The organism is Belnapia sp. AC561 (assembly GCF_979252845.1).
In genome coordinates this window covers 31396-51185 of sequence record NZ_CEEDBP010000002.1, presented here as the reverse complement: position 1 = coordinate 51185, position 19790 = coordinate 31396, and the positions used below count along the sequence as shown (strand labels likewise).

Below are 19790 nucleotides of genomic sequence, written 5' to 3'. Positions count from 1 at the left end.
TTCCCGTGGGGAACCGTCCCGCCGAAGGCCGGCGCATCCCCGCCCGCCTGGCGCTTGTGCCTAGACGTGGATGCCGTCCAGGTCCTTGCCCGCATTCTCCGGGCTCCAGAACCAGACCACCGCCCCCTGCAGCAGCATCACCACCGGGATCAGCAGGAAGGCCGCGGCGAAGCTGCCGGTGCCCTCCCGCAGCCAGACCGCGACGAAGGGCCAGAGCACGTAGCCGACGAAGAAGGCGACCGCCCAGGAGAAGCCGTTGCCCACGCCGCGGATGCGGGTCGGGTAGATCTCCGTCGTATAGGTCGTGGCCGGCCCCCAGACGCCGAGGAAGCCGATGCTCCAGAGCAAGCCATAGGTCCAGAGCATCGGCTTGCTGTCGGCATAGACCCAGAGCGTCAGGAACAGCGCCCCCTCCACCAGCATCAGCAGGAAGCCGAGCCGGCGGCCGAACTTGTCGATGATCCAGCCGGCGCCGGTGATGCCGAGCACGCCCACCAGCCCCCAGGCGATGTAGAAGCTGCCGTATTCCGCCGCGGTCCAGCCATGCGCCTCCTTCAGGAACAGCGGCATCCAGAGCCCGACGGTGGAGAAGGCGATCAGGTTGGTTGTCGCGACGAAGGTGGCGAGGGTGGTGTTGCGCCGCATGTCCGGCAGGAACAGCTGCCGGACGCCCACCTTCTCGGCCTTGCCGATCCAGGCGCCATCCTCCGCATCCAGCCGGCCGCCGCGCGCGAGCTGGTCGCGGATGCGTCGCTTGCGGTCCATGGTGCGGACCCAATAGGGCGATTCCGGACAGAGCAGCCGGACATAGATCGCCAGCAGCGCCACCACGCCGGGCAGGATGAAGGCCGCGCGCCAGCCCCAATTGCCGACGACGAAGGTGGTGATGGTGCCGGCCAGCGCCGCGCCGACGCCCCAGGCGGCCCGGTCGGCGCAGACGATCCGCCCGCGCAGCCGCGCCGGCCAGGTTTCCGCCACCAGCATCGACCCGATCGCCCATTCGCCGTTCAGCGCGAAGCGGCACATCGCATAGGCGGCGACGAAGAAGCCCCAGCTTGGCGCGAAGGCGACCAGCGGCATCATCAGCGAGAACATGGCGATGTTGACGGCGAGCAGGTTGCGCCTGCCGTAGCGGTCCGCCAGCCAGGGCCAGAGGTAGAGGCCGATGATGCCGACCAGCATGGCGATCTGCACGCCGGTCCGGTACTCGGGCAGGCCGACGGCGAATTCCGTCATGACCATCGGCGCGACCAGCGCGAAGATCGCGCCATCCATGCCGTCGAAGCCCCAGCCCAGGCCATTGGCCCAGGCGATGTGCCAATGCGTGCCGGTCAGCGTCTTCTGCTGCGCCACGTTGCGATAGGCCGGGGAGCGAAGATGCTGCTCCTCCAGCGGTCCGCCGGCGGTCAGGGCCGGCTCGGGGATGGGTCTTGCTGGGCTGGCCACTCCGAGTGTCGTCGAACTCATGGCGTATCCCTCCTGGTTCGCGCGTTGCTCGCGCTTTGGCCGGGCGTCTTGGGGCGCCCGGGTGGACCATGGTGGTGGGCGCGGCTTGGCCCGCGCCGGGGGATCGTGAGCGCAGCCTCCGGCGGTTGCAATCCTCGGCGCCTGCTTCGTCTAACAACCCGGGGTCCGCTTCCCTATTTTCCAGGGCATGTCCCGTTCCCCGAATGCCGATCTGGCCCCCCTCATCAAGCTCCTGCAGGCCGGCGTCCCGCCCAGCCGCGCCGCCACCGAATTCGCCCGCGTCCTGGCGATCTGGACGGCGGAGCTGCAGGACGACAACGAGCAGCTGCAGGAACGGCTGGCCGGCCTGGCCGAGCAGATGGCGGCGGGGGTCGAGGAGATGCACGAGGGCATCGCCGAGGCGAGCGACAAGGGCAAGCCCACGCTGCGGCGGATCCTGGCGACGCATGAGGCGGTGCTCGACGCGGTGCGCCAGGCGCAGGGCGCCGGCTAGCGCCCATCGCGCAGAGCGCCGGCTGGCGCCCATCACGCAGAGCGCCAGCTGGCGCCCATCACGCAGAGCGCCGGCTAGCGCCCGTCCGACGCGGGCCTTCAGTCCGCGGTCGCGCCCGAGGCCCGGATGATCGGCAGCCAGAGCGCGAACTGGGCATCCCAGAAGGGCAGCACCTGCGCCGCGCCCTCGGGCCGCGGCTCCACCCCCGCCTCCTGCAACCGCCGGTCCATCGCCCGCACCGCGGCCAGCGTCGCCGTCTCGAGCTGCGCCAGGATGGGCGCCGGGGTGCCGGCCGGGGCGAAGACGGCGTGCCAGTTGTAGGTCTCGTAGCCCGGCACCCCGGCCTCCTGCGCGGTCGGGATCTCGGGCAGCGCCGGGCTGCGGCTGGTGGTGGTGACGGCGAGCCCGCGCACCTGGCCCGAGCGCACCGCCGGGATCACGCTCGCCATGGTATCGACCATCATGTCCACGGTGCCGTTCAGCAGGTCCGCGAAGGCGGGGCCGGAGCCGCGATAGGGGATATGCGTCGCCTCCACCCCCACCATGGTCGCCAGCAGCTGGGCCGAGAGATGGGTGATGGTGCCGGCGCCGGAGGAGGCATAGGTCACCCGCCGGTTCCCCTGCCGCTGCCGCATCAGGGCGATCAGCTCGCCCAGGCTCCGCACCGGCACCTTCGGCCCGACCATGACGATATTCGGCAGGATGCCGACCAGCCCCACCGGGGCGAAGGCCCGCCGCACGTCGAAGGACAGGTTGGGGTAGAGCCCGGCGTTCAGCACCGCCGAGGACAGGGTATGGAAGATGATCGTATGCCCATCCGCCGGCGCCTGCAGCGCCGCCTCCGAGCCGATCACCCCGCCGGAGCCGCCGCGGTTCTCCACCACCACCGGCTGGCCCAGGGCTTCCTGCAGCCCCATGGCGGTGATCCGGGCGACCACATCGGCCGAGCCGCCGGGGGCGAAGGGCACGATCAGCCGCACCGGCCGGTTGGGGAAGGCGCCCTGGGCCGAGGCAAGCGATGGAGCGGCCAGAGACGGGGCGGCGAGCATCCCGCCCAGCAGGGCACGGCGTGGGAGGGCACGGCGTGGCAGGCGCGGCATGGCGGATCCCCGTTTCGTTGCCCGCAGGCTAGGCACCGCCGGGCGGGTTGATCAATGCGCCCCGCTGCCCGAGACTTCCGCCCCGCCGAGCGGCGGCCGGGAGGACAGCATGCGAGACCCCAAGCCGCGGCCCGCCGCATGAGCGCGCATCCGAGCATGGCCGCGCCGCTGACCCTGGCGACCGCCACCCCCGGCGGCGGCTTCCCGGCCTATGGCGAGGCCTTCGTCGCCGCCATCGAGGCCGCCGACCCCGGCCTGCGGCTGCTGCCGCGCAATACCCGGGGCAGCACGGAAAACGTGCCGCTGCTGCTGTCCGGCGCGGTGGACCTGGCCCTGGTGCAGGGGGAGGTCGTCCAGGCCGCCTTCGCCGGTGGCGCCGCGCCCGGCGGCCTCGGCATCCTCTGGGCGATGTATTCGGCGCCCGGCCTCTTCGTCGTCCGGGCCGACAGCCCCGCCCGCAGCATCGCCGACCTCCGCGGCCGGCGCATCGCCTGGGGTGCCCGCGGCTCCGGCCTCGTGCTGCTGGCCCGGGCGGTGCTGGATGGGCTGGGGCTGGATCCGGAACGGGATTTCGACCCGGTCTTCCTCGACCGCGCCGGGGATGGCCCGGCCATGGTGCTGGCCGGGCAGGTCGCCGCGCTCTGGGGCGGCGGGGCCGGCTGGCCGGGCTTCGCCACCGTCGCCGCCGGGCCGGCCGGGGCCCGCTTCATCGCCCCCGCGGCGGCCGAGATCCCGGGCATCCTCGCCCGCCAGCCCTTCCTGCGGCCGATGGCCCTGCCGGCCGGCAGCTATGCCGGGCAGGATTCCGCCGTCGAATCGGTCGGTTCCTGGAGCTTCGTCCTGGCCCGCCCGGGGCTGGCGGAACCGCTGGGCCATCGCCTGGCCCTGGCGCTGCATCGCGGGGAGGCCGATCTCGCCGCCCGGCTGCCCCAGGCCCGGGAAAGCACCGCGGCGGCCACGGCAACCGCCGGAGACCCGGCCCTGCTGCACCCCGGGGTGCGCCGAGCCCTGCGGGAATTGGGGCTTCTGCCCTAGTGCATTGCGCGGCACCAACTATCTCCATGGGTCAACGATGTGGCTTTCTCCACCTCGCCCTGTTCCCGGTGTTGCCAAATCCTCAACGGCTGTATGCTGGGGGTTCGAATTACGGAGACCCGAATGGGAGAGGCGCATGGCCAGCAGGTCCCCCTGCGGCAGCCGGCCCCCGCGCAGCGGCAGGCCCGGCTGGCGGAAGACCTCGTCGCAATGTCCTTCGAGGACGCGCTGGCGGAGCTGGAAGACATCGTGAAGTCGCTGGAAGGCGGCAAGGGCTCGCTTGCCCAGGCCATCGCGGACTACGAGCGGGGCGCCGCGCTCCGCCGGCACTGCGAGCAGAAGCTGGCGGAGGCCGAGGCAAAGGTGCAGGCGATCGTGGACAGCCCGGGTGGTCCCACCCTGCGGGACGTGGAGTAGGTTCGGCATGACCACGGATCAGGCGACCCTTCGGCGCGCCATGGCGGCGGCGGCGGAGGAGATCGACCAGGCGCTCGATATCCTGCTGCCGACCGAGGATGGCGACGAGGCGCGGCTCTATGCCGCCATGCGCTATGCGACCATCGGCGGCGGCAAGCGGCTGCGCGGCTTCCTGGTGCTGGAAGGCGCCCGGCAATTCGGCGTCTCCCGCAACGCGGCGCTGCGCGTCGCCGGCGCCATCGAGATGGTGCATGCCTACTCGCTGGTGCACGACGACCTGCCGGCGATGGACGACGACGACCTCCGCCGCGGCAAGCCCACGGTGCACAAGGCCTTCGACGAGGCGACCGCCATCCTCGCCGGCGATGCCCTGCAGACCCAGGCCTTCACGACGCTGGCCGAGGAGGATACCCACCCGGATACCGCGGTGCGGATCGAGCTGGTCCGCTGCCTGGCCCGCGCCTCCGGCGCGCGGGGCATGTGCGGCGGCCAGATGCTCGACATGCTCGCGGAGGAGAAGGGCGGCGCCCTGGACGAGAGCAGCATCGGCCGGCTGCAGACGCTCAAGACCGGCAAGCTGATCGAATTCTCGGCCGAGGCCGGCGCCGTGCTCGGCAAGGCCGCCGCCTCGCAGCGGCATGCCCTGCTCGGCTATGGCCGCGACCTCGGCGCCGCCTTCCAGATCGCCGACGACCTGCTGGACGCCACGGCGACCGCCGAGGAGGCCGGCAAGGCGACCGGCAAGGATGCCGCCGCCGGCAAGGCGACGCTCGTCTCCCTGCTCGGCCCGGACCGCGCCCGGATCCAGGCCGAACGCCTGGTGGCGCAGGCCAAATCCCACCTTGACGCCTTCGGCGAGAGGGCAGACCTGTTGAGAATGCTCGCAGATTTTGTGATCGAGCGGAGGAGCTGATGTCCCCCCACCACGCGACCCCGCTCCTCGACCGGGTGAAATTCCCGTCCGACATGCGGAATTTCTCCGGGGAGCAGCTCAAGCAGCTCGCCAGCGAACTCCGGGCGGAAACCGTCCAGGCGGTCAGCCAGACCGGCGGCCACCTCGGCGCCTCGCTCGGCGTGGTCGAGCTGACCGTCGCCATCCATGCCGTCTTCGAGACGCCGCGCGACCGGCTGATCTGGGACGTCGGCCACCAGGCCTATCCGCACAAGATCCTGACCGGCCGGCGCGACCGCATCCGCACGCTACGCCAGGGCGGCGGCCTGTCCGGCTTCACCCGGCGGTCCGAGAGCGAATACGACCCCTTCGGCGCGGCGCATTCCTCCACCTCGATCTCCTCCGGCCTCGGCATGGCGGTGGCGAGCGACCTGCAGGGCGACCCGCGCAACGTCATCGCCGTCATCGGCGACGGCGCGATGAGCGCGGGCATGGCCTATGAGGCCATGAACAACGCCGGCGCCAACAAGTCCCGGCTGATCGTGGTGCTGAACGACAACGACATGTCGATCGCCCCGCCGGTCGGGGCGATGAGCGCCTACCTGTCCAAGGTCGTCTCCTCCCGCCCCTTCATCTCCGTGCGGGAGATGATGGCGAAGCTGGCGCGGCACTTCCCGGGGCCGATCGAGCGCGCCGCCAAGCGGGCGGACGAGTATGCCCGCGGCTTGCTGACCGGCGGGACCCTGTTCGAGGAGCTGGGCTTCTACTACGTCGGCCCGATCGACGGCCACGACCTCGACCACCTGATGCCGGTGCTGCGCAACCTGCGCGATACCGAGCTGCAGGGGCCGATCCTGCTGCACGTGGTGACGCAAAAGGGCAAGGGCTATGCCCCGGCCGAGGCCAGCGCCGACAAGTACCACGGCGTGCAGAAGTTCAACGTCATCACCGGCGAGCAGGTCAAGGCCCCGCCCGGCCCGCCGAGCTATACCAAGGTCTTCAGCAACGCGCTGATCGCCGAGGCGGATGCCGACAGCCGCATCGTCGCCATCAACGCGGCGATGCCGAACGGCACCGGCCTGGACGCCTTCGCCAAGAAATACCCGAAGCGCAGCTTCGACGTCGGCATCGCCGAGCAGCATGCCGTCACCTTCGCCGCCGGCATGGCGACGGAAGGCATGAAGCCTTTCGTCGCCATCTATTCCACCTTCCTGCAGCGCGGCTACGACCAGGTCGTGCATGACGTGGTGCTGCAGAACCTGCCGGTCCGCTTCGCCATGGACCGCGCCGGGCTGGTCGGCGCCGATGGCGCGACGCATGCCGGCAGCTTCGACATCGCCTTCCTCGGCTGTCTGCCGAACATCGTGCTGATGGCCGCGGCCGACGAGCTGGAGCTGATGCACATGGTCGCCACCGCGGCGGCCATCGACGACCGTCCCAGCGCCTTCCGCTATCCGCGCGGGGAGGGCCTCGGCCTGGAACTGCCGGCGCGCGGCACGCCGCTCGAGGTCGGCCGTGGCCGCATCCTCAAGGAAGGCACCACCGTCGCGCTGCTCTCCTACGGCACCCGGCTGGCGGAATGCCTGAAGGCGGCCGAGGAACTCGGTGCCCGCGGCCTCTCGACCACCGTGGCCGATGCCCGCTTCGCCAAGCCGCTGGATACCGCGCTGGTGGAGCGCCTGGCGCGCGAGCACGAGGTCCTCATCACCATCGAGGAAGGCTCGGTCGGCGGCTTCGGCAGCTTCGTGCTGCAGCACCTGGCGCTGCGCGGGATGCTGGACCACGGGCTGAAGATCCGTCCGCTCTGCCTGCCGGACCGCTTCATCGACCACGAGAATCCGAAGAAGCAGTACGACGAGGCCGGGCTGAACGCGGCGCAGATCGTCGTCGCGGCGGTCTCGGCGCTCGGGGCCGATGCGGCCGTGAAGCCGGCGCGGGCCTGAGGCGATCGCCAGGGAACGCGCCGACCAGGCATTGGTGGACCGGGGGCTGGCCGAAAGCCGCACCCGGGCCCAGGCCCTGATCCTCGCCGGCAAGGTCTATTCCGGCACCCTGCGGATCGACAAGGCGGGGCAGTTCCTCGCCCCCGGCGCGCCGATCGAGGTCCGCGGCCAGGACCACCCCTGGGTCTCCCGCGGCGGCGTCAAGCTGGCGCATGCGCTGGAGCATTTCGGGCTGGACCCGGCGGGAAAGGTGGCGCTCGACGTCGGCGCCTCCACCGGCGGCTTCACCCATGTGCTGCTGCACCATGGCGCGGCCAAGGTCTTCGCCGTCGACGTCGGCCATGGCCAGCTTGCCTGGAGCCTCCGGAACGACCCCCGGGTGGTGGTGATGGAACGGGTCAACGCCCGCTACCTCGAACCCGGCCAGCTCGGCGGGGAGGCACCCGAGGTGCTGGTCTGCGACGCCAGCTTCATCGGCCTGCAGACCGTGCTCCCCCAGGCCATCGGGCTCTGCGCCCCCGGCGCCTGGGCGGTCGCGCTCATCAAGCCGCAGTTCGAGGTCGGGCCGGCCATCGCCAAGGGCGGCGTGGTGCGGGATGCCAATGTCCATCGCGCGGTCTGCCACCGGATGTCCGAGTGGTGGTCCGGCCTGCCCGGCTGGAAGGTGCTCGGCGTCGAGCCCAGCCCGCTGCTGGGCCCCGAGGGCAACCGCGAATTCCTGATTGCTGCGCTGCGGCAAGGCTGATTGTCCGGGCGGCGATGCTGCCGCTATAGACGACCATGCCCGATGATCTCGCCCCCCACCTCGACCCCGCAACCTCCGGCTGGAAGCGCATGCAGCCGGATGGCTATCCGGCGCTGATCGGCCCCTTCTGGTATCGCCGTGACCCCGACGGGAAAGGCTTCCGCTACGCCTTCCCGGCCGAGGCCCGGCACCTGAACATGGGCGGCGTGGTGCATGGCGGCATGCTGATGAGCTTCGCCGACGACGTGCTCGGCATGACGGTCTGGGAAGCGGCGGGCCGCAAGCCCTGCACCACGGTGCAGCTCAGCACCCAATTCGTCTCGCCGGTGAAGCCCGGGGAATTCGTTGAGGGCCGCGCCGAGGTCCTGCGCACCACCCGCTCCATCGTCTTCGTACGGGGGCTGGTCACGGTGGGGGAGCGGACCATCGTGCATGCGGATGGGATCTGGAAGATCCTGGGCGCCTGAAGCGCGGTCGTCTGAGGCGGAATCAGCGAAAAACGTGAACCGCGCGATGAAACAAGGAGCTGGCCCCAAGGCCCGGAAGCAGAAACGCCTGAGGCCGTGATGGCCTCAGGCGCTGGTCGGGGGTTTGTCAGGCGGCGGCAGGCGCCTGCGCAGGTTGGGTGCTGATCTCGGCCAGCAGCGACCAGACCCGGTGCGGGTCCATCCGGGTCTCCGGGTCGTTCAGCAACCGGTCGAGTTCAGCAAGCTTGGCCTGGCGGTCTCGGTCGGTCATGCGGCTCCATCCCTGTGTCGCTGCCCCGAAGAACCCCGGCGGCAGCGGCGGTCGTGGTGCCGTTGAACGTAGCAGGCCGCCCGCAGTTGCCTTGTGCAATGCAGCGTAATCCGGTGTCACAGGCGCGTGGGGCCCAGGGCCCGACGCGTCAAAGGGACGACAGGATCGCCGGCGCCAGCGCCGCCACCTTGGCCGCGGGATGCCCGGGGTTGCGGAAGCGCAGCTCCGCCCCCGGCACCGCATCCGGCGGCGCCGCCCCGAACATCTCGAAGCGGGAGGCGCAGGTGACGGCCACCACCCGGCGGGCCGGGCCGGTGGTCAGGAAGCGGCGCACCGCGCCTTCCAGGTCCATGCGGTCCCGCAGGCCGCGCCATTCGGTACGGTCCAGGTCTTCCAGGAAGACCGCGACGATGCCCGGCAGGGTTCCGGAAAGCCGGCTTTCAGCCACCTGTCCCAGCCGGCGGGCGACGGCCGCGGCCACCTCGTTCTCCCGCCCCGCGCGGGCGGCCATGACCAGCACGCTGCCGCTGCCGGCATCGGTGGTGACGGCCAGATGCGCCTCCGGCCCGAACTGGGCCCGTAGCTGGGCCGGCAGCCCCGCCGCCTGGTCCGCCGTCTGGGCGCCGGCCAGCATCAGCGGGTCCAGCTTCAGCACCGCCTGGGCATGGCTGTCCTGGCGCTTCTCGGAAGTCAGCATCTCGCTGATGCGCTGCTGCAGCTGCACGAGCTGGTCGGGGCCGGAAATCCCCTCCGGCAGGGTCATCTTCAGCAGGTAGCGGCCGGGATGGGCCGCCAGCCAGCTCTGCAGTTCCGGGTTGATGCGATCGACCAGCGCATACCAGTCGCCGCGATGGACCGGCCGGCCCTCCTCGGCGGAGACCGTCTCGCAGATCACCTCGGCGCTGGCCCCCTCGCGCTCGACCAGCAGGTCGTGCGGGGTGCCCTCGGCGAGGCCGGTGAAGCGGATGGAGAAGCCGGCGTCGCGCAGCAGCCCGGCGGTGCGGATCAGGTGGAACAGCGGGACCAGCGTCGCTTCGCCGGTCAGCCCGGCGACGAGCTGGTCGCGCAGCCGGGCGCGCGGGGCTTCCGGCAGGCTGTCGGCCAGCCGCACCGCCTGCTCGGCGAAGGCGCAGACGCGGCGTTCGGCCACGGTCGGCTTGGTCAGGGCGCGGCGGCCGGACAGCCGGGCCAGGGCGAGTTCCAGCGCATGGCGCTGCTGCGCCGCCCGGCCGGTCAGCGAGCCGGCCTGGGCGCGGTTGCCGAGATCGGCCAGCCGCGCCGCCCAGGCCGCTTCCCCGCAGAGCGCGACGAAGGCATCCAGGCCAGGATTATCCGCGACCGGTGTGGCGGGGAAGCGGTCCCCGGCCTTCAGCGTCGCGGGCAGTGGATCGGCGAAGGTCATGGCTTCGTCTCGTCCTGTTCAACCTTGCTTGCTAAGCGCCTTCAGGCCAGGGTCGTCAAGCCCGCGTGACAAGGTTGCGTTACCGCATCATCCGGGCGGCGAGGCTGCCCTAGGGCAAGGCCGGAATCCGCCCCGATCATATCCTGTTGAGCGGCCGGGCCCTGGCCCCCGGCTGCCGGAGTCCCGCCTTCAGCCTTCCTTCAGCCCCCGTCCGCTAGACCGCCGCACCGGCCTGCCCCGCCTGTGGTGGGCCGCCCTGGCGGGGGAATGCATGGCGACGGTCACCGGCACCGCGGGCGCCGATCTGCTGGTCGGCAGCGACGGCGCCGATACCCTGCTGGGACTCGGCGGCGACGATACGCTGCTGGCCGGCGCCGGCCTCGACAGCATCGATGGCGGCGCCGGCACCGACCGCGTCGTCATCGACCGCAGCGCCGCCACCGGCGCCATCACCCTCTTCATGCTCGCCCCCGCCCTGGTCAGCACCCTGGCCGGGGCCGGCGTCACCGGCGTCGAGTCCCTGTTCTTCACCGCCGGCAGCGGCAACGACGGGCTGGTCGGCGGCGCCGGGGAGGATAGCCTGGCCGGCGCCGCCGGGGACGACGCGCTCCAGGGCGGCGGCAGCGCCGATACCCTCGCGGGCGGCGATGGCGCCGATACCCTGCTCGGCGGCGCCGGGGCGGATCTGCTCGCGGGCGGTGCCGGGGCCGACCTCTTCATCCTCCAGGGCAGCGGCGGCCTCGACAGCGGCCTCGCCGCCCCCGACCGCATCCAGGACTTCAACGAGGCCGAGGGCGACCGCCTGGTCCTGCGGGGGGAAGCGATCGGCGCCGGCCTGCTGGCGCTCGCCAGCCGCAGCTTCGCCCTGTCGGGCCAGGTCAGCCTGCCCGTCGGCTTCGCCGGGTCCCTGGCGCCGCGCGCCGCCCCGGCCGGCGGGCTCGGCCTGCCGGACCTGACCGGCGGCCTCGGCCTGACCCTGTACTGGCAGCCCGGCACCACCAGCGGCGGCTGGGTGCTGCTGGACCTCGACCGCGACGGCATCCTCACCGGCGCCGACCTCGTCGTCCGGCTGGACCTCGCGCCCGGGCAGGGCCTCACCGCCGCCAGCTTCACCGCCGGGACCTTCGCCACCCTGGGCACCACCGCGGCGGATGGCCTGTCCGGCAGCGCCCTGGCCGACAGCATCCTCGGCTTCGACGGCGCGGATACCCTGGCGGGCCTCGCCGGCGACGATACCCTGGCCGGCGGCGCCGGGGCGGATAGCCTGTCCGGCGGCGGCGGCTTCGACAGCCTGCTGGGCGGCGAGGGCGCCGATACCCTGGACGGCGGCGATGCCACCGACGTGCTGGATGGCGGGGCCGGCGACGACCTCCTGCTCGGCGGGGCCGGCGACGACAGCCTGCAGGGCGGCTTCGGCGCCGATACGCTGGAGGGCGGGGCCGGGGCCGATACCCTGCTGCTGCAGGGCATGGGGGAGGCCGCCTGGTCCAGCCTGGCCGCCCTGGACCGCGTCACCGGCTTCGACCCGGCCGAGGGCGACCGGCTGAAGCTCAGCAATGCCTTCGCCGGGTCCGGCGACGGCAGCGGCGCCGATGCCGGCACCTATACCGGCGCCGATGGCATCGCCCGCGCCCTGGTCTTCGGCGGCAGCACCGGCACGGCCCTCGCGGCACCCGCCCCCGGCCTGGCGCTGCCGGCCCAGGGCAATGCCCAGGGGCTGCTGGATGCCTACCAGCTGGTCTGGATCCCGGCGCTGGCCGGCGGCGGCTGGCTGGTGCTGGACCTCGACCGCAATGCCCGGCTGGACGCGACCGACCTCGTCGTCCGGATCGATGGCATCGGCGGCTTGGCGCCCGAGGATTTCATCGGCGGCACCTTCCTCACCCTGGGCGGCGGCTTCGTCGTCGCCGGCACCGCCGGGGACGACAGCCTCCAGGGCGGCAGCCTGGGCGAGACCTTCCTCGCCAGCACCGGCCGCGACCGCATCGCCGGCGGCGCCGGGGCGGGCAATGCGCTGAGCTACGCGGCACTCGCCGGCCCCATCGCCGTGACCATCGCCGGCTATGCCGCCGGGACCACCGCCAAGCCGGGCGGCACGGCGGATGCCTTCACCGGCATCCAGGTCCTGGCCGGCACCGCCGGGGCGGATACGCTGGACGCCGGCGGCGCCACCGGCGGGCTCTTCGCCCTCAGCCTCGAGGGCCGCGCCGGGGCCGACCTGCTGATCGGCAACGGCACCACCGGCGTCCAGCTCTCCTATGCCGCCAGCCCCGCCGCCATCGCCCTGGACCTGCTGGCCGGCAGCGGCAGCGACGGCTGGGGCAGCACCGATACGCTGGTGAACATCCGCCGCGTCGCCGCCACCTCGGCCTTCGGCGATACCGTGCTGGGCTCGCCCGGGGACGACCTCTTCCTCTCCGGCGCCAGCGGCAACAAGACCTTCGATGGCCGCGGCGGCAGCGACGAATGGCGCTATGCCGGGGACGGCGCCATCACCGTCCAGCTCAATGCCACCACCGCCGGCGGCTTCACCCTCGGCCCCTATGTCCTGAAGCCCGGCGGCACCGACCGCCTCTCGAACATCGAGGCCGTCACCGGCGGCGCCGGCAACGACAGCATGCTGGGCTCCGCCGCGGACGAGCGCTTCGGCGGCGGCGCCGGCAACGATACCCTCAACGGCGGCAACGGCTACGACATCGCCGACTACGGCAGCGGCGGGCTGGCCAGCCGCGGCGTGGTGGTCAACCTCGCCACCGGCACCGCGACCGACCAATGGGGCGGCACCGACGTGCTGCGCAGCATCGAATCCGCCTGGGGCTCGGCGCTGGGGGACGACCTCACCGGCCTCGCCATCGGCGCCTATACCTGGCTGCGCGGCCAGTCCGGCGACGATACGCTGCGGGCGCCCGCGCTTGGCACCTATGTCGGCGCCGACTACGGCGGGGACCCGGCCGGGGTCGCGGTCGATCTCGGCGCCGGCACCGCGCGGGATGGCTGGGGCGGCACCGACGTGCTGGTCGGCATCGGCGTCGCCCGCGGCTCGGCCTTCGGGGACCGGCTGGCCGGCGGCGCCGGGGCGGAGACCCTGTTCGGCGGCGACGGCGCCGATACCCTGGATGGCGCCGGCGGCGCCGACCGGCTGGAAGGCGGCCCGGGCGACGATCTCTATTATGCCGGGACCGGGGCCATCCTGGTCGAGACTGCCGGGGAGGGCAGCGATACCGTCATCGCCGCCCTGTCCTGGACCCTCGCGCCCAACCTCGAGGTGCTGCTGCTGGCCGAGGCGGCGGGCGCCGCCACCGGCATCGGCAATGCCGGCGACAACCGCGTCATCGGCAATGCCTGGGCCAATATCCTCGATGGCGGCACCGGGGCCGATACCGTCCTCGGCGGCGCCGGCGACGATACGCTCTACGGCGGCCCCGGCGACGACCTGGTGGACGGCGAGGCCGGCAACGATGCCATGGCCGGCGGCACCGGCGCCGATACCCTGCGCGGCGGCGATGGCGACGATACCTTCATCGTCGATGCCGATGGCCGCTTCACCGGCACCCTGCTGCTGGAAGCCGGGGAGGCCACGCCCCGCATCCTGCTGCTGGCCGATATCGCCACCTTCGCCGATGTCCTCGAAGGCGGCGCCGGCCGCGACCGCTGGTTCAGCAATGCCGGCGCCGCCCTGCTCGACCTCCGCCTGCCGCCCCTCGCCATGGGCTCGGTCGAGGAGGTGAACGGCTCCACCGGCGCCGATGCGCTGCTGCTGGCCCCGGGCCAGGCCGCCGCCAGCCTCAATGGCGGCGACGGCGACGATACCCTCTCCGGCACCGCGGGCGGCGACCGGCTGGATGGCAACAACGGCGAGGACCTGCTGGCCGGCAGGGCGGCAACGATACCCTCTACGGCGGCCCCGGCGACGATACGCTGCTGGGCGGGGCCGGGGATGACCTGGTCTTCGGCCTCGCCGGCCGCAACAGCCTGGCGGGTGGCAGCGGCGACGACACGCTCTATTCCAGCGACTGGGACAGCCTGGTCGATGGCGGCAGCGGCGAGGATCTCGCCGTGCTCGACCGCTCCACCGCCATGGCGGCCCTGCTGCTGGCGGCGGACCGGCTGACCGATGGCACCGGCACCACCCTGCTGGCCGGGCTGGAACGCCTGTCGCTCACCGCCGGCGGCGGCGCCGATCGGCTGGTCGGCCTGGCCGGGGCGGATACGCTGAGCGGCGGCGCCGGGGACGACCGGCTGGAGGGGCTGGCCGGGGCCAATGCGCTCTATGGCGGCCTCGGCGACGATACCCTGGTCTCCACCGCCTGGGATGCGGTGCTGGATGGCGGCGCCGGGCAGGACCTCGGCATCCTCGACCGCGGCGACGCGCTCCGCGCCCTGACCCTGACCACCGGCAGCCTGACCGATGGCCTCGCCTCGACCGCCCTCGCCGGGCTGGAACGGCTGGAGGTCACCGGCGGCGCCGGGGCGGATACCCTCAATGGCGGCAGCGGGGACGACCGGCTCGCGGGCGGCGCCGGGGCCAATGCGCTCTACGGCAATGCCGGCGACGATACCCTGGTCTCCACCGCCTGGGACCTGCTGCTGGATGGCGGCGCCGGCCAGGACCTCGGCCTCCTCGACCGTGGCGGCAGCCTGCGCGCCCTGCGGCTCGGCCCCGGCAGCCTGACCGATGGCATCGCCACCACCGGCCTCGCCAATCTCGAAAGGCTGGAGGTCTCGGGCGGCGCCGCGGCGGACAGCCTGCTCGGCACCGCCGGCGCCGATACCCTGCGCGGCGGCGCCGGCGACGACACGCTGGATGGCGGCGGCGGCGCCGATCGGCTCCTCGGCGGCAGCGGGGACGACCTCTTCATCCTGGACCGCGCCGACGACCAGGCCATCGAGGCCGCGGCGGAGGGCCAGGACACCGTCCTCGCCGGCGTCAGCCATGCCTTATCCCCCGATATCGAGGTGCTGGTGCTGGCCAGCGGCGCCGGCGACCTCTTCGGCCTCGGCAATGCGCTCGGCAACCGCATCACCGGCAATGCCGGCGCCAACCTGCTGCTCGGCCTGGCGGGCGCCGATACCATCGAGGGCGATGCCGGCAACGACATCCTCGATGGGGGGGAGGGTGACGACAGCCTCGATGGCGGCAGCGGCGCCGATACCCTCCTCGGCGGTCCTGGCGCCGATACGCTGCGCGGCGGCGATGGCGAGGATGCCCTCCGGGGCGGCGCCGGCGACGACAGCCTCGAGGGCGGCAATGGCGGCGATTCCCTGTCCGGCGGGCTAGGCAACGACCGGCTGGATGGCGCCAGCGGCCTCGGCGAGCGGGACTGGCTCGACGGCGGCCCCGGCGACGATGCCTTCGTCGTCGACAGCCCGGCCGACCTGGTCTTCGAGAGGCCGGGCGAGGGGAACGACACCGTCCTCGCCGGCATTCCCGGTGGCGGCTACATCCTCCCCGACGGGGTCGAGGCCCTGGTGCTGCTCGGCGGCACCCGCTTCGGCATCGGCAATGCGCTCGGCAACCGCCTCACCGGCGATGCCGCGGCGAATTGGCTCTTCGGCGGGGAGGGCGACGATACGCTGGATGGGCAGGCCGGCCCCGACCTGCTCTTCGGCCAGGCCGGGGCCGATACCTTCGTGTTTCAGCGCAGCGCCGGGGCCGATACCATCGGCGACTTCACCCCGGGCCTCGATCGGCTGGACCTCGCCGCCCTCGGCTTCGCCGGCTTCGCCGCGGTGCTGGCCGCCACCACGGATCATGGCGGCACGGCGGTCATCGATTGCGGCCAGGGCGATGAGGTGAGCTTGCAGGGCATCGCCAAGGCCGCCCTGCTCGCCGGGGACTTCCTGCTGGGCTGAACTCAGTTCCGCGGCAGCCGTGCCTCGGACGGCGCATCCGGGTTCTGCGCGCGGTGGCGCAGCAGGTGGTCGGCCAGCACCAGCGCCAGCATCGCCTCCCCCACCGGCACCGCGCGGATGCCGACGCAGGGGTCGTGCCGGCCCTTGGTCAGCACCTCCACATCGGCGCCGAAGCGGTCCACGGACTGGCGCGTGGTCAGGATGCTGCTCGTCGGCTTCACCGCGAAGCGGGCGACGATGGGCTGCCCGGTGCTGATGCCGCCGAGGATGCCGCCGGCATGGTTGGCGCCGAACTGCACCCGCCCGTCCGGGCCCATCCGCATCTCGTCCGCATTGCCCTCGCCCGAGAGGGCCGCGGCGGCGAAGCCGTCGCCGATCTCGACGCCCTTGACCGCGTTGATGCTCATCAGCGCCGCGGCGATATCCGCATCCAGCTTGCCGTAGATCGGCGCGCCGAGCCCGGGCGGCAGCCCCTCGGCCACCACCTCGATGACGGCGCCGAGCGAGGAGCCGGACTTGCGGACCTCCAGCAGCGTCTGTTCCCAGCGGGCGGCGGCGGCGCGGTCCGGGCAGAAGACGTCGTTCTCCCGCAGCGCCGACCAGTCCCAGTTGGCCCGGTCGATCTGGTCGTCGCCCATCTGCACCAGCGCGGCGCGGATGGTGACCTCGGGGCCGAGGACGCGGCGCGCCACCGCGCCGCCGGCGACCCGCATCGCCGTCTCCCGCGCGGAGGAGCGGCCGCCTCCGCGATAGTCGCGGATGCCGTATTTCAGCTCATAGGTCAGGTCGGCATGGCCGGGGCGGAAGCGGTCCTTGATCTCGCCGTAGTCGCGGGACCGCTGGTCCTGGTTCTCGATCATCAGCGCGATCGGGGTGCCGGTGGTCAGCCCCTCGAAGACGCCGGACAGGATGCGGACGGTATCGGGTTCCTGCCGCTGGGTGACGAAGCGGGATTGCCCGGGCCGGCGCAGGTCGAGGAAGGGCTGGATATCCGCTTCCGTCAGCGCCAGGCGCGGCGGGCAGCCATCCACCACGCAGCCGATGGCCGGGCCATGGCTTTCCCCCCAGGTGGTGATGCGGAAGAGGTGGCCGAAGCTATTGTGGGACATTCCCGGATCCGTTGCGGCGGTCCTGGCTGATACCGCAGCGGGCCCGGGAATGCATCAGGGAGGGGGCGAGCCCCCTCCCGTCCGGTCTCAGAGGTACCAGTGGCCGGTGGCCTCGAAGTTCGCCGTCACCTGGGCGGCCAGCGCATTCCAGTCCACCACGCCGCTCTGGGCCGGGGCAGCCGGGGCCGGGGCGGCGGCCGGGGCCGCATGCGTCTCGCTCGGCACTTCCCAGCGGCCGGTCGCGGCGTAGTTCGCCTCGACCTGGGCGGCCAGCGCATTCCAGTCCACCACGGCGCCGGCGCTGACCGAGGCCACCGGGGTCACCACCGGGGCGGCGACCACGACCGGGGCCGGGGCCGGCGTCGCATGCACGGTCTCGCCCAGCGGGGTGAACTCGATGTGGGAGACGGTGATGGAGGTATTGGAGTTGTTGTTCATGACGCCGATGGTGTTGTTCATCCCGCCATGGTCGAAATCGGTCGGGACGTTGCCGTTGATCGTGCCCTTGGTCACGCCATCGACCTTGAAGGTGATCTCGCCCGGGGCCCAGACCATCGTGTAGTCATGGTACTTGCCGCCCGAGACGCCGTCGAAGATCACGGTGGCGAAGGCATCGTTGCCGTTGTTGTTCCAGTGCACCGTGCCATACTGCCGGCCCGAGCCATCGGGCGTGATCTCGAGCATGTCGATCTCCTGGCCCGGCCACTTGTTGTCGCCCGGCCAGAGGATGATGCCGGGGCCCGGCTGGCTGCCGTCCACCTTGGCGGTGACCGTGTAGGTGCCATAACCATGGCCGGCCGAAGGGCCAGTCGCCCATTCCATCAGCGCCGAGGAGCCGTTGAGCGTCACTGCGCCATTGGAGACGGAGACGTTCCAGGCATTGCCAAGGGCGCCGACGCCGTTGTCGAAGCTCTCGGTCAGGGCTTTGTTCGTCGTCATGGTTCTGGTCCTTCGATAGGCGTCTGCCGGCAGGTCATGCGGCTCCCTTCGCTGCTGGAGGGCGCAGCGCCGGGGGCGGGACGCGGAGGTGGCGGGCCGGACGGCCCTTCGGGTACGGGATGGTGCCCCATGGGACGGCAACCGAACGGATCGGCGCCGCGGCAGACGGGCCTGGCGGGCAATGCCGCCATGCTGTCGCCGGTGAGGCCCGGGACAAGCGCCTTCCATCAGTGCCGGCGAAGGGCACTACCGAAAGTACTGCTGAGATCCCATGTCATGGCTTTAAACATAACCGGCCCCTGACACAGCCATTCATGCTGGCTGCGGGCAGTCCGGTGCGGCTGGTTACATCTACTCTCCTGGGTTTCAGAAGGGTTGCATCGCCGCTCACGTCTGTCGCGCTTTCGTGAGCCAGATTGCAGTACGCAATATAAAGTATACGTTCAAGGGTTGAAGTTTATACGTAGTTCTGAAACGTAACGATATAGAATTGCCGAATTTGGCGGCTGGCAAGGCTTTGCCGCCAGCCGGCGGCCGCCTTGCCATACCAAGTCGCAACAATCTTCATGGGGAAAATGCGCCGACCCGGACCCATGGCCCCGCCGGTCGTCACAAGGCCAGGCATGGATGCCGGCAAGAAACGAAAGAATCCGAAGCGGCAGCGGGCCCTGGCAATCCACCAGAACATCAGGCGCGGCGATGCCGTCGTCCGTACCAACGCGGCCGCGCCGTCGGGGGCGCCGTCGGGGGCGCCGCCGCGGTCCTTGAGGCCCCGGCGGGGCGGCGCCGTCAGACCGTGCTGATGTCCGGCGCGTCGACCGACTTCATGCCGACCACGTGGAAGCCGCTGTCCACATGGTGGACCTCGCCGGTCACGCCGGAGGAGAGGTCGCTCAGCAGGTAGAGGCCGGCGCCGCCGACCTCCTCGATGGTCACGTTCCGCTTCAGCGGCGCGTTGTACTGGTTCCACTTCAGGATGTAGCGGAAGTCGCCGATCCCGCTGGCCGCGAGCGTCTTGATCGGCCCGGCCGAGATGGCGTTCACCCGGATGCCGATGCCGCCGAGATCCACCGCCAGGTAGCGCACGCTGGCCTCCAGCGCCGCCTTGGCGACCCCCATCACGTTATAATGCGGGGTGACACGTTCGGCGCCGAGGTAGCTCATCGTCAGCAGCGACCCGCCCGGCTTCATCAGCGGCACCGCCCGCTGGCTGACCGAGACGAAGGAATAGGCCGAGATGTCGAGAGCCTGCAGGAAGGCCTCCCGCGGGGTGTCGAGGTAGCGGCCGCGCAGGTACTGCTTGTCGGCGAAGCCGATCGCATGGACCAGGAAGTCGATCCCGCCCCAGGCTTCCTTGATATGGGCGAAAGCCGCGTCCACGCTGGCGTCGTCGGTCACGTCGCAGGGCAGGACCAGCTTGCTGCCGAGGCTTTCGGCCAGCGGGCGGACCCGCTTCTCCAGCGCCTCGCCCTGGTAGGTGAAGGCGACCTCGGCCCCCTGGGCGGCGACCGCCCGGGCGATCCCCCAGGCGATGGAGCGGTCATTGGCGACGCCCATGACCAGGCCGCGCTTCCCCGCCATGAGCGTACCGGTGGGGGCATCTGCGAGCGGCGCTTCGGACATGAATAGGGGACACCAATGAGTTGCGACGGGCCTT

Annotated in this window: 15 protein-coding genes and 2 pseudogenes; 10 read left to right on the top strand and 7 right to left on the bottom strand. The window is 72.0% G+C overall.

Annotation, left to right across the window (positions count from 1 at the left end; translation table 11 throughout):
- Window positions 1-60: 60 nt before the first annotated feature.
- On the bottom strand, window positions 61-1467 hold the full coding sequence (locus AC0IW9_RS01940) for an MFS transporter (protein WP_471646516.1): 1407 nt from the start codon (window positions 1465-1467) through the stop codon (window positions 61-63).
- 187 nt (window positions 1468-1654) lie between these two features.
- Between AC0IW9_RS01940 and AC0IW9_RS01935 the strand changes: the two genes are divergently transcribed.
- Entirely contained in the window at window positions 1655-1960 is a 306-nt protein-coding gene (locus AC0IW9_RS01935) for a hypothetical protein (protein ID WP_471646515.1), read from the top strand.
- 98 nt (window positions 1961-2058) lie between these two features.
- On the opposite strand, the gene AC0IW9_RS01930 is transcribed toward AC0IW9_RS01935, so the two are convergent.
- Complete coding sequence (locus tag AC0IW9_RS01930; RefSeq protein WP_471646514.1) at window positions 2059-3060, bottom strand: Bug family tripartite tricarboxylate transporter substrate binding protein; 1002 nt, start codon at window positions 3058-3060, stop codon at window positions 2059-2061.
- Window positions 3061-3198: 138 nt separating this feature from the next.
- Between AC0IW9_RS01930 and AC0IW9_RS01925 the strand changes: the two genes are divergently transcribed.
- The 6 genes from AC0IW9_RS01925 to AC0IW9_RS01900 all read left to right on the top strand — a co-directional run bounded on the left by AC0IW9_RS01925 (window position 3199) and on the right by AC0IW9_RS01900 (window position 8559).
- Complete coding sequence (locus AC0IW9_RS01925; RefSeq protein WP_471646513.1) at window positions 3199-4095, top strand: TAXI family TRAP transporter solute-binding subunit; 897 nt, start codon at window positions 3199-3201, stop codon at window positions 4093-4095.
- Between the two features lie 189 nt (window positions 4096-4284).
- Entirely contained in the window at window positions 4285-4512 is a 228-nt protein-coding gene (xseB, locus tag AC0IW9_RS01920) for an exodeoxyribonuclease VII small subunit (RefSeq protein ID WP_471646725.1), read from the top strand.
- A gap of 7 nt (window positions 4513-4519) precedes the next feature.
- Complete coding sequence (locus AC0IW9_RS01915) at window positions 4520-5425, top strand: polyprenyl synthetase family protein (RefSeq protein WP_471646512.1); 906 nt, start codon at window positions 4520-4522, stop codon at window positions 5423-5425.
- A complete protein-coding gene (gene dxs, locus AC0IW9_RS01910) occupies window positions 5425-7347 on the top strand; it encodes a 1-deoxy-D-xylulose-5-phosphate synthase (protein ID WP_471646511.1) in 1923 nt (640 codons plus the stop codon). The genes AC0IW9_RS01915 and dxs overlap by 1 nt, the downstream gene beginning before the upstream one ends.
- Before the next feature lie 4 nt (window positions 7348-7351).
- Window positions 7352-8092: a TlyA family RNA methyltransferase gene (locus AC0IW9_RS01905; protein WP_471646724.1), complete on the top strand. Its 741-nt coding sequence runs from the start codon at window positions 7352-7354 to the stop codon at window positions 8090-8092.
- A 35-nt stretch (window positions 8093-8127) separates the two neighbouring features.
- Window positions 8128-8559 carry a PaaI family thioesterase gene (locus tag AC0IW9_RS01900; RefSeq protein ID WP_471646510.1) on the top strand — a complete coding sequence of 144 codons (432 nt, stop codon included), beginning with the start codon at window positions 8128-8130 and terminating at the stop codon, window positions 8557-8559.
- A gap of 127 nt (window positions 8560-8686) precedes the next feature.
- On the opposite strand, the gene AC0IW9_RS01895 is transcribed toward AC0IW9_RS01900, so the two are convergent.
- Window positions 8687-8830, bottom strand: coding sequence for a peptide chain release factor 1 (locus AC0IW9_RS01895; RefSeq protein ID WP_471646509.1), 144 nt, complete (start codon window positions 8828-8830; stop codon window positions 8687-8689).
- A gap of 148 nt (window positions 8831-8978) precedes the next feature.
- Entirely contained in the window at window positions 8979-10232 is a 1254-nt protein-coding gene (locus tag AC0IW9_RS01890; RefSeq protein WP_471646508.1) for a hypothetical protein, read from the bottom strand.
- Here AC0IW9_RS01890 and AC0IW9_RS01885 point away from each other — a divergent pair.
- From AC0IW9_RS01885 to AC0IW9_RS01875, 3 genes and pseudogenes are all read left to right on the top strand, one after another.
- Window positions 10231-14094, top strand: a pseudogene (locus AC0IW9_RS01885) (beta strand repeat-containing protein); the annotation flags it as partial. The gene AC0IW9_RS01890 and the pseudogene AC0IW9_RS01885 overlap by 2 nt on opposite strands.
- A gap of 56 nt (window positions 14095-14150) precedes the next feature.
- Window positions 14151-14201: pseudogene (locus AC0IW9_RS01880) on the top strand (hypothetical protein); the annotation flags it as partial.
- Between the two features lie 87 nt (window positions 14202-14288).
- Window positions 14289-16085 carry a calcium-binding protein gene (locus tag AC0IW9_RS01875; protein ID WP_471646723.1) on the top strand — a complete coding sequence of 599 codons (1797 nt, stop codon included), beginning with the start codon at window positions 14289-14291 and terminating at the stop codon, window positions 16083-16085.
- 2 nt (window positions 16086-16087) lie between these two features.
- On the opposite strand, the gene aroC is transcribed toward AC0IW9_RS01875, so the two are convergent.
- From aroC to fabI, 3 genes are all read right to left on the bottom strand, one after another.
- The gene (gene aroC / locus AC0IW9_RS01870; RefSeq protein ID WP_471646507.1) at window positions 16088-17194 is read right to left on the bottom strand and encodes a chorismate synthase; all 1107 of its coding nucleotides are present in this window, start codon (window positions 17192-17194) and stop codon (window positions 16088-16090) included.
- Between the two features lie 87 nt (window positions 17195-17281).
- Window positions 17282-18133 (bottom strand): family 16 glycosylhydrolase, encoded by an 852-nt coding sequence (locus AC0IW9_RS01865; RefSeq protein WP_471646506.1) that lies wholly within the window; start codon window positions 18131-18133, stop codon window positions 17282-17284.
- A gap of 789 nt (window positions 18134-18922) precedes the next feature.
- On the bottom strand, window positions 18923-19756 hold the full coding sequence (gene fabI, locus AC0IW9_RS01860) for an enoyl-ACP reductase FabI (RefSeq protein WP_471646505.1): 834 nt from the start codon (window positions 19754-19756) through the stop codon (window positions 18923-18925).
- Window positions 19757-19790 lie beyond the last annotated feature (34 nt).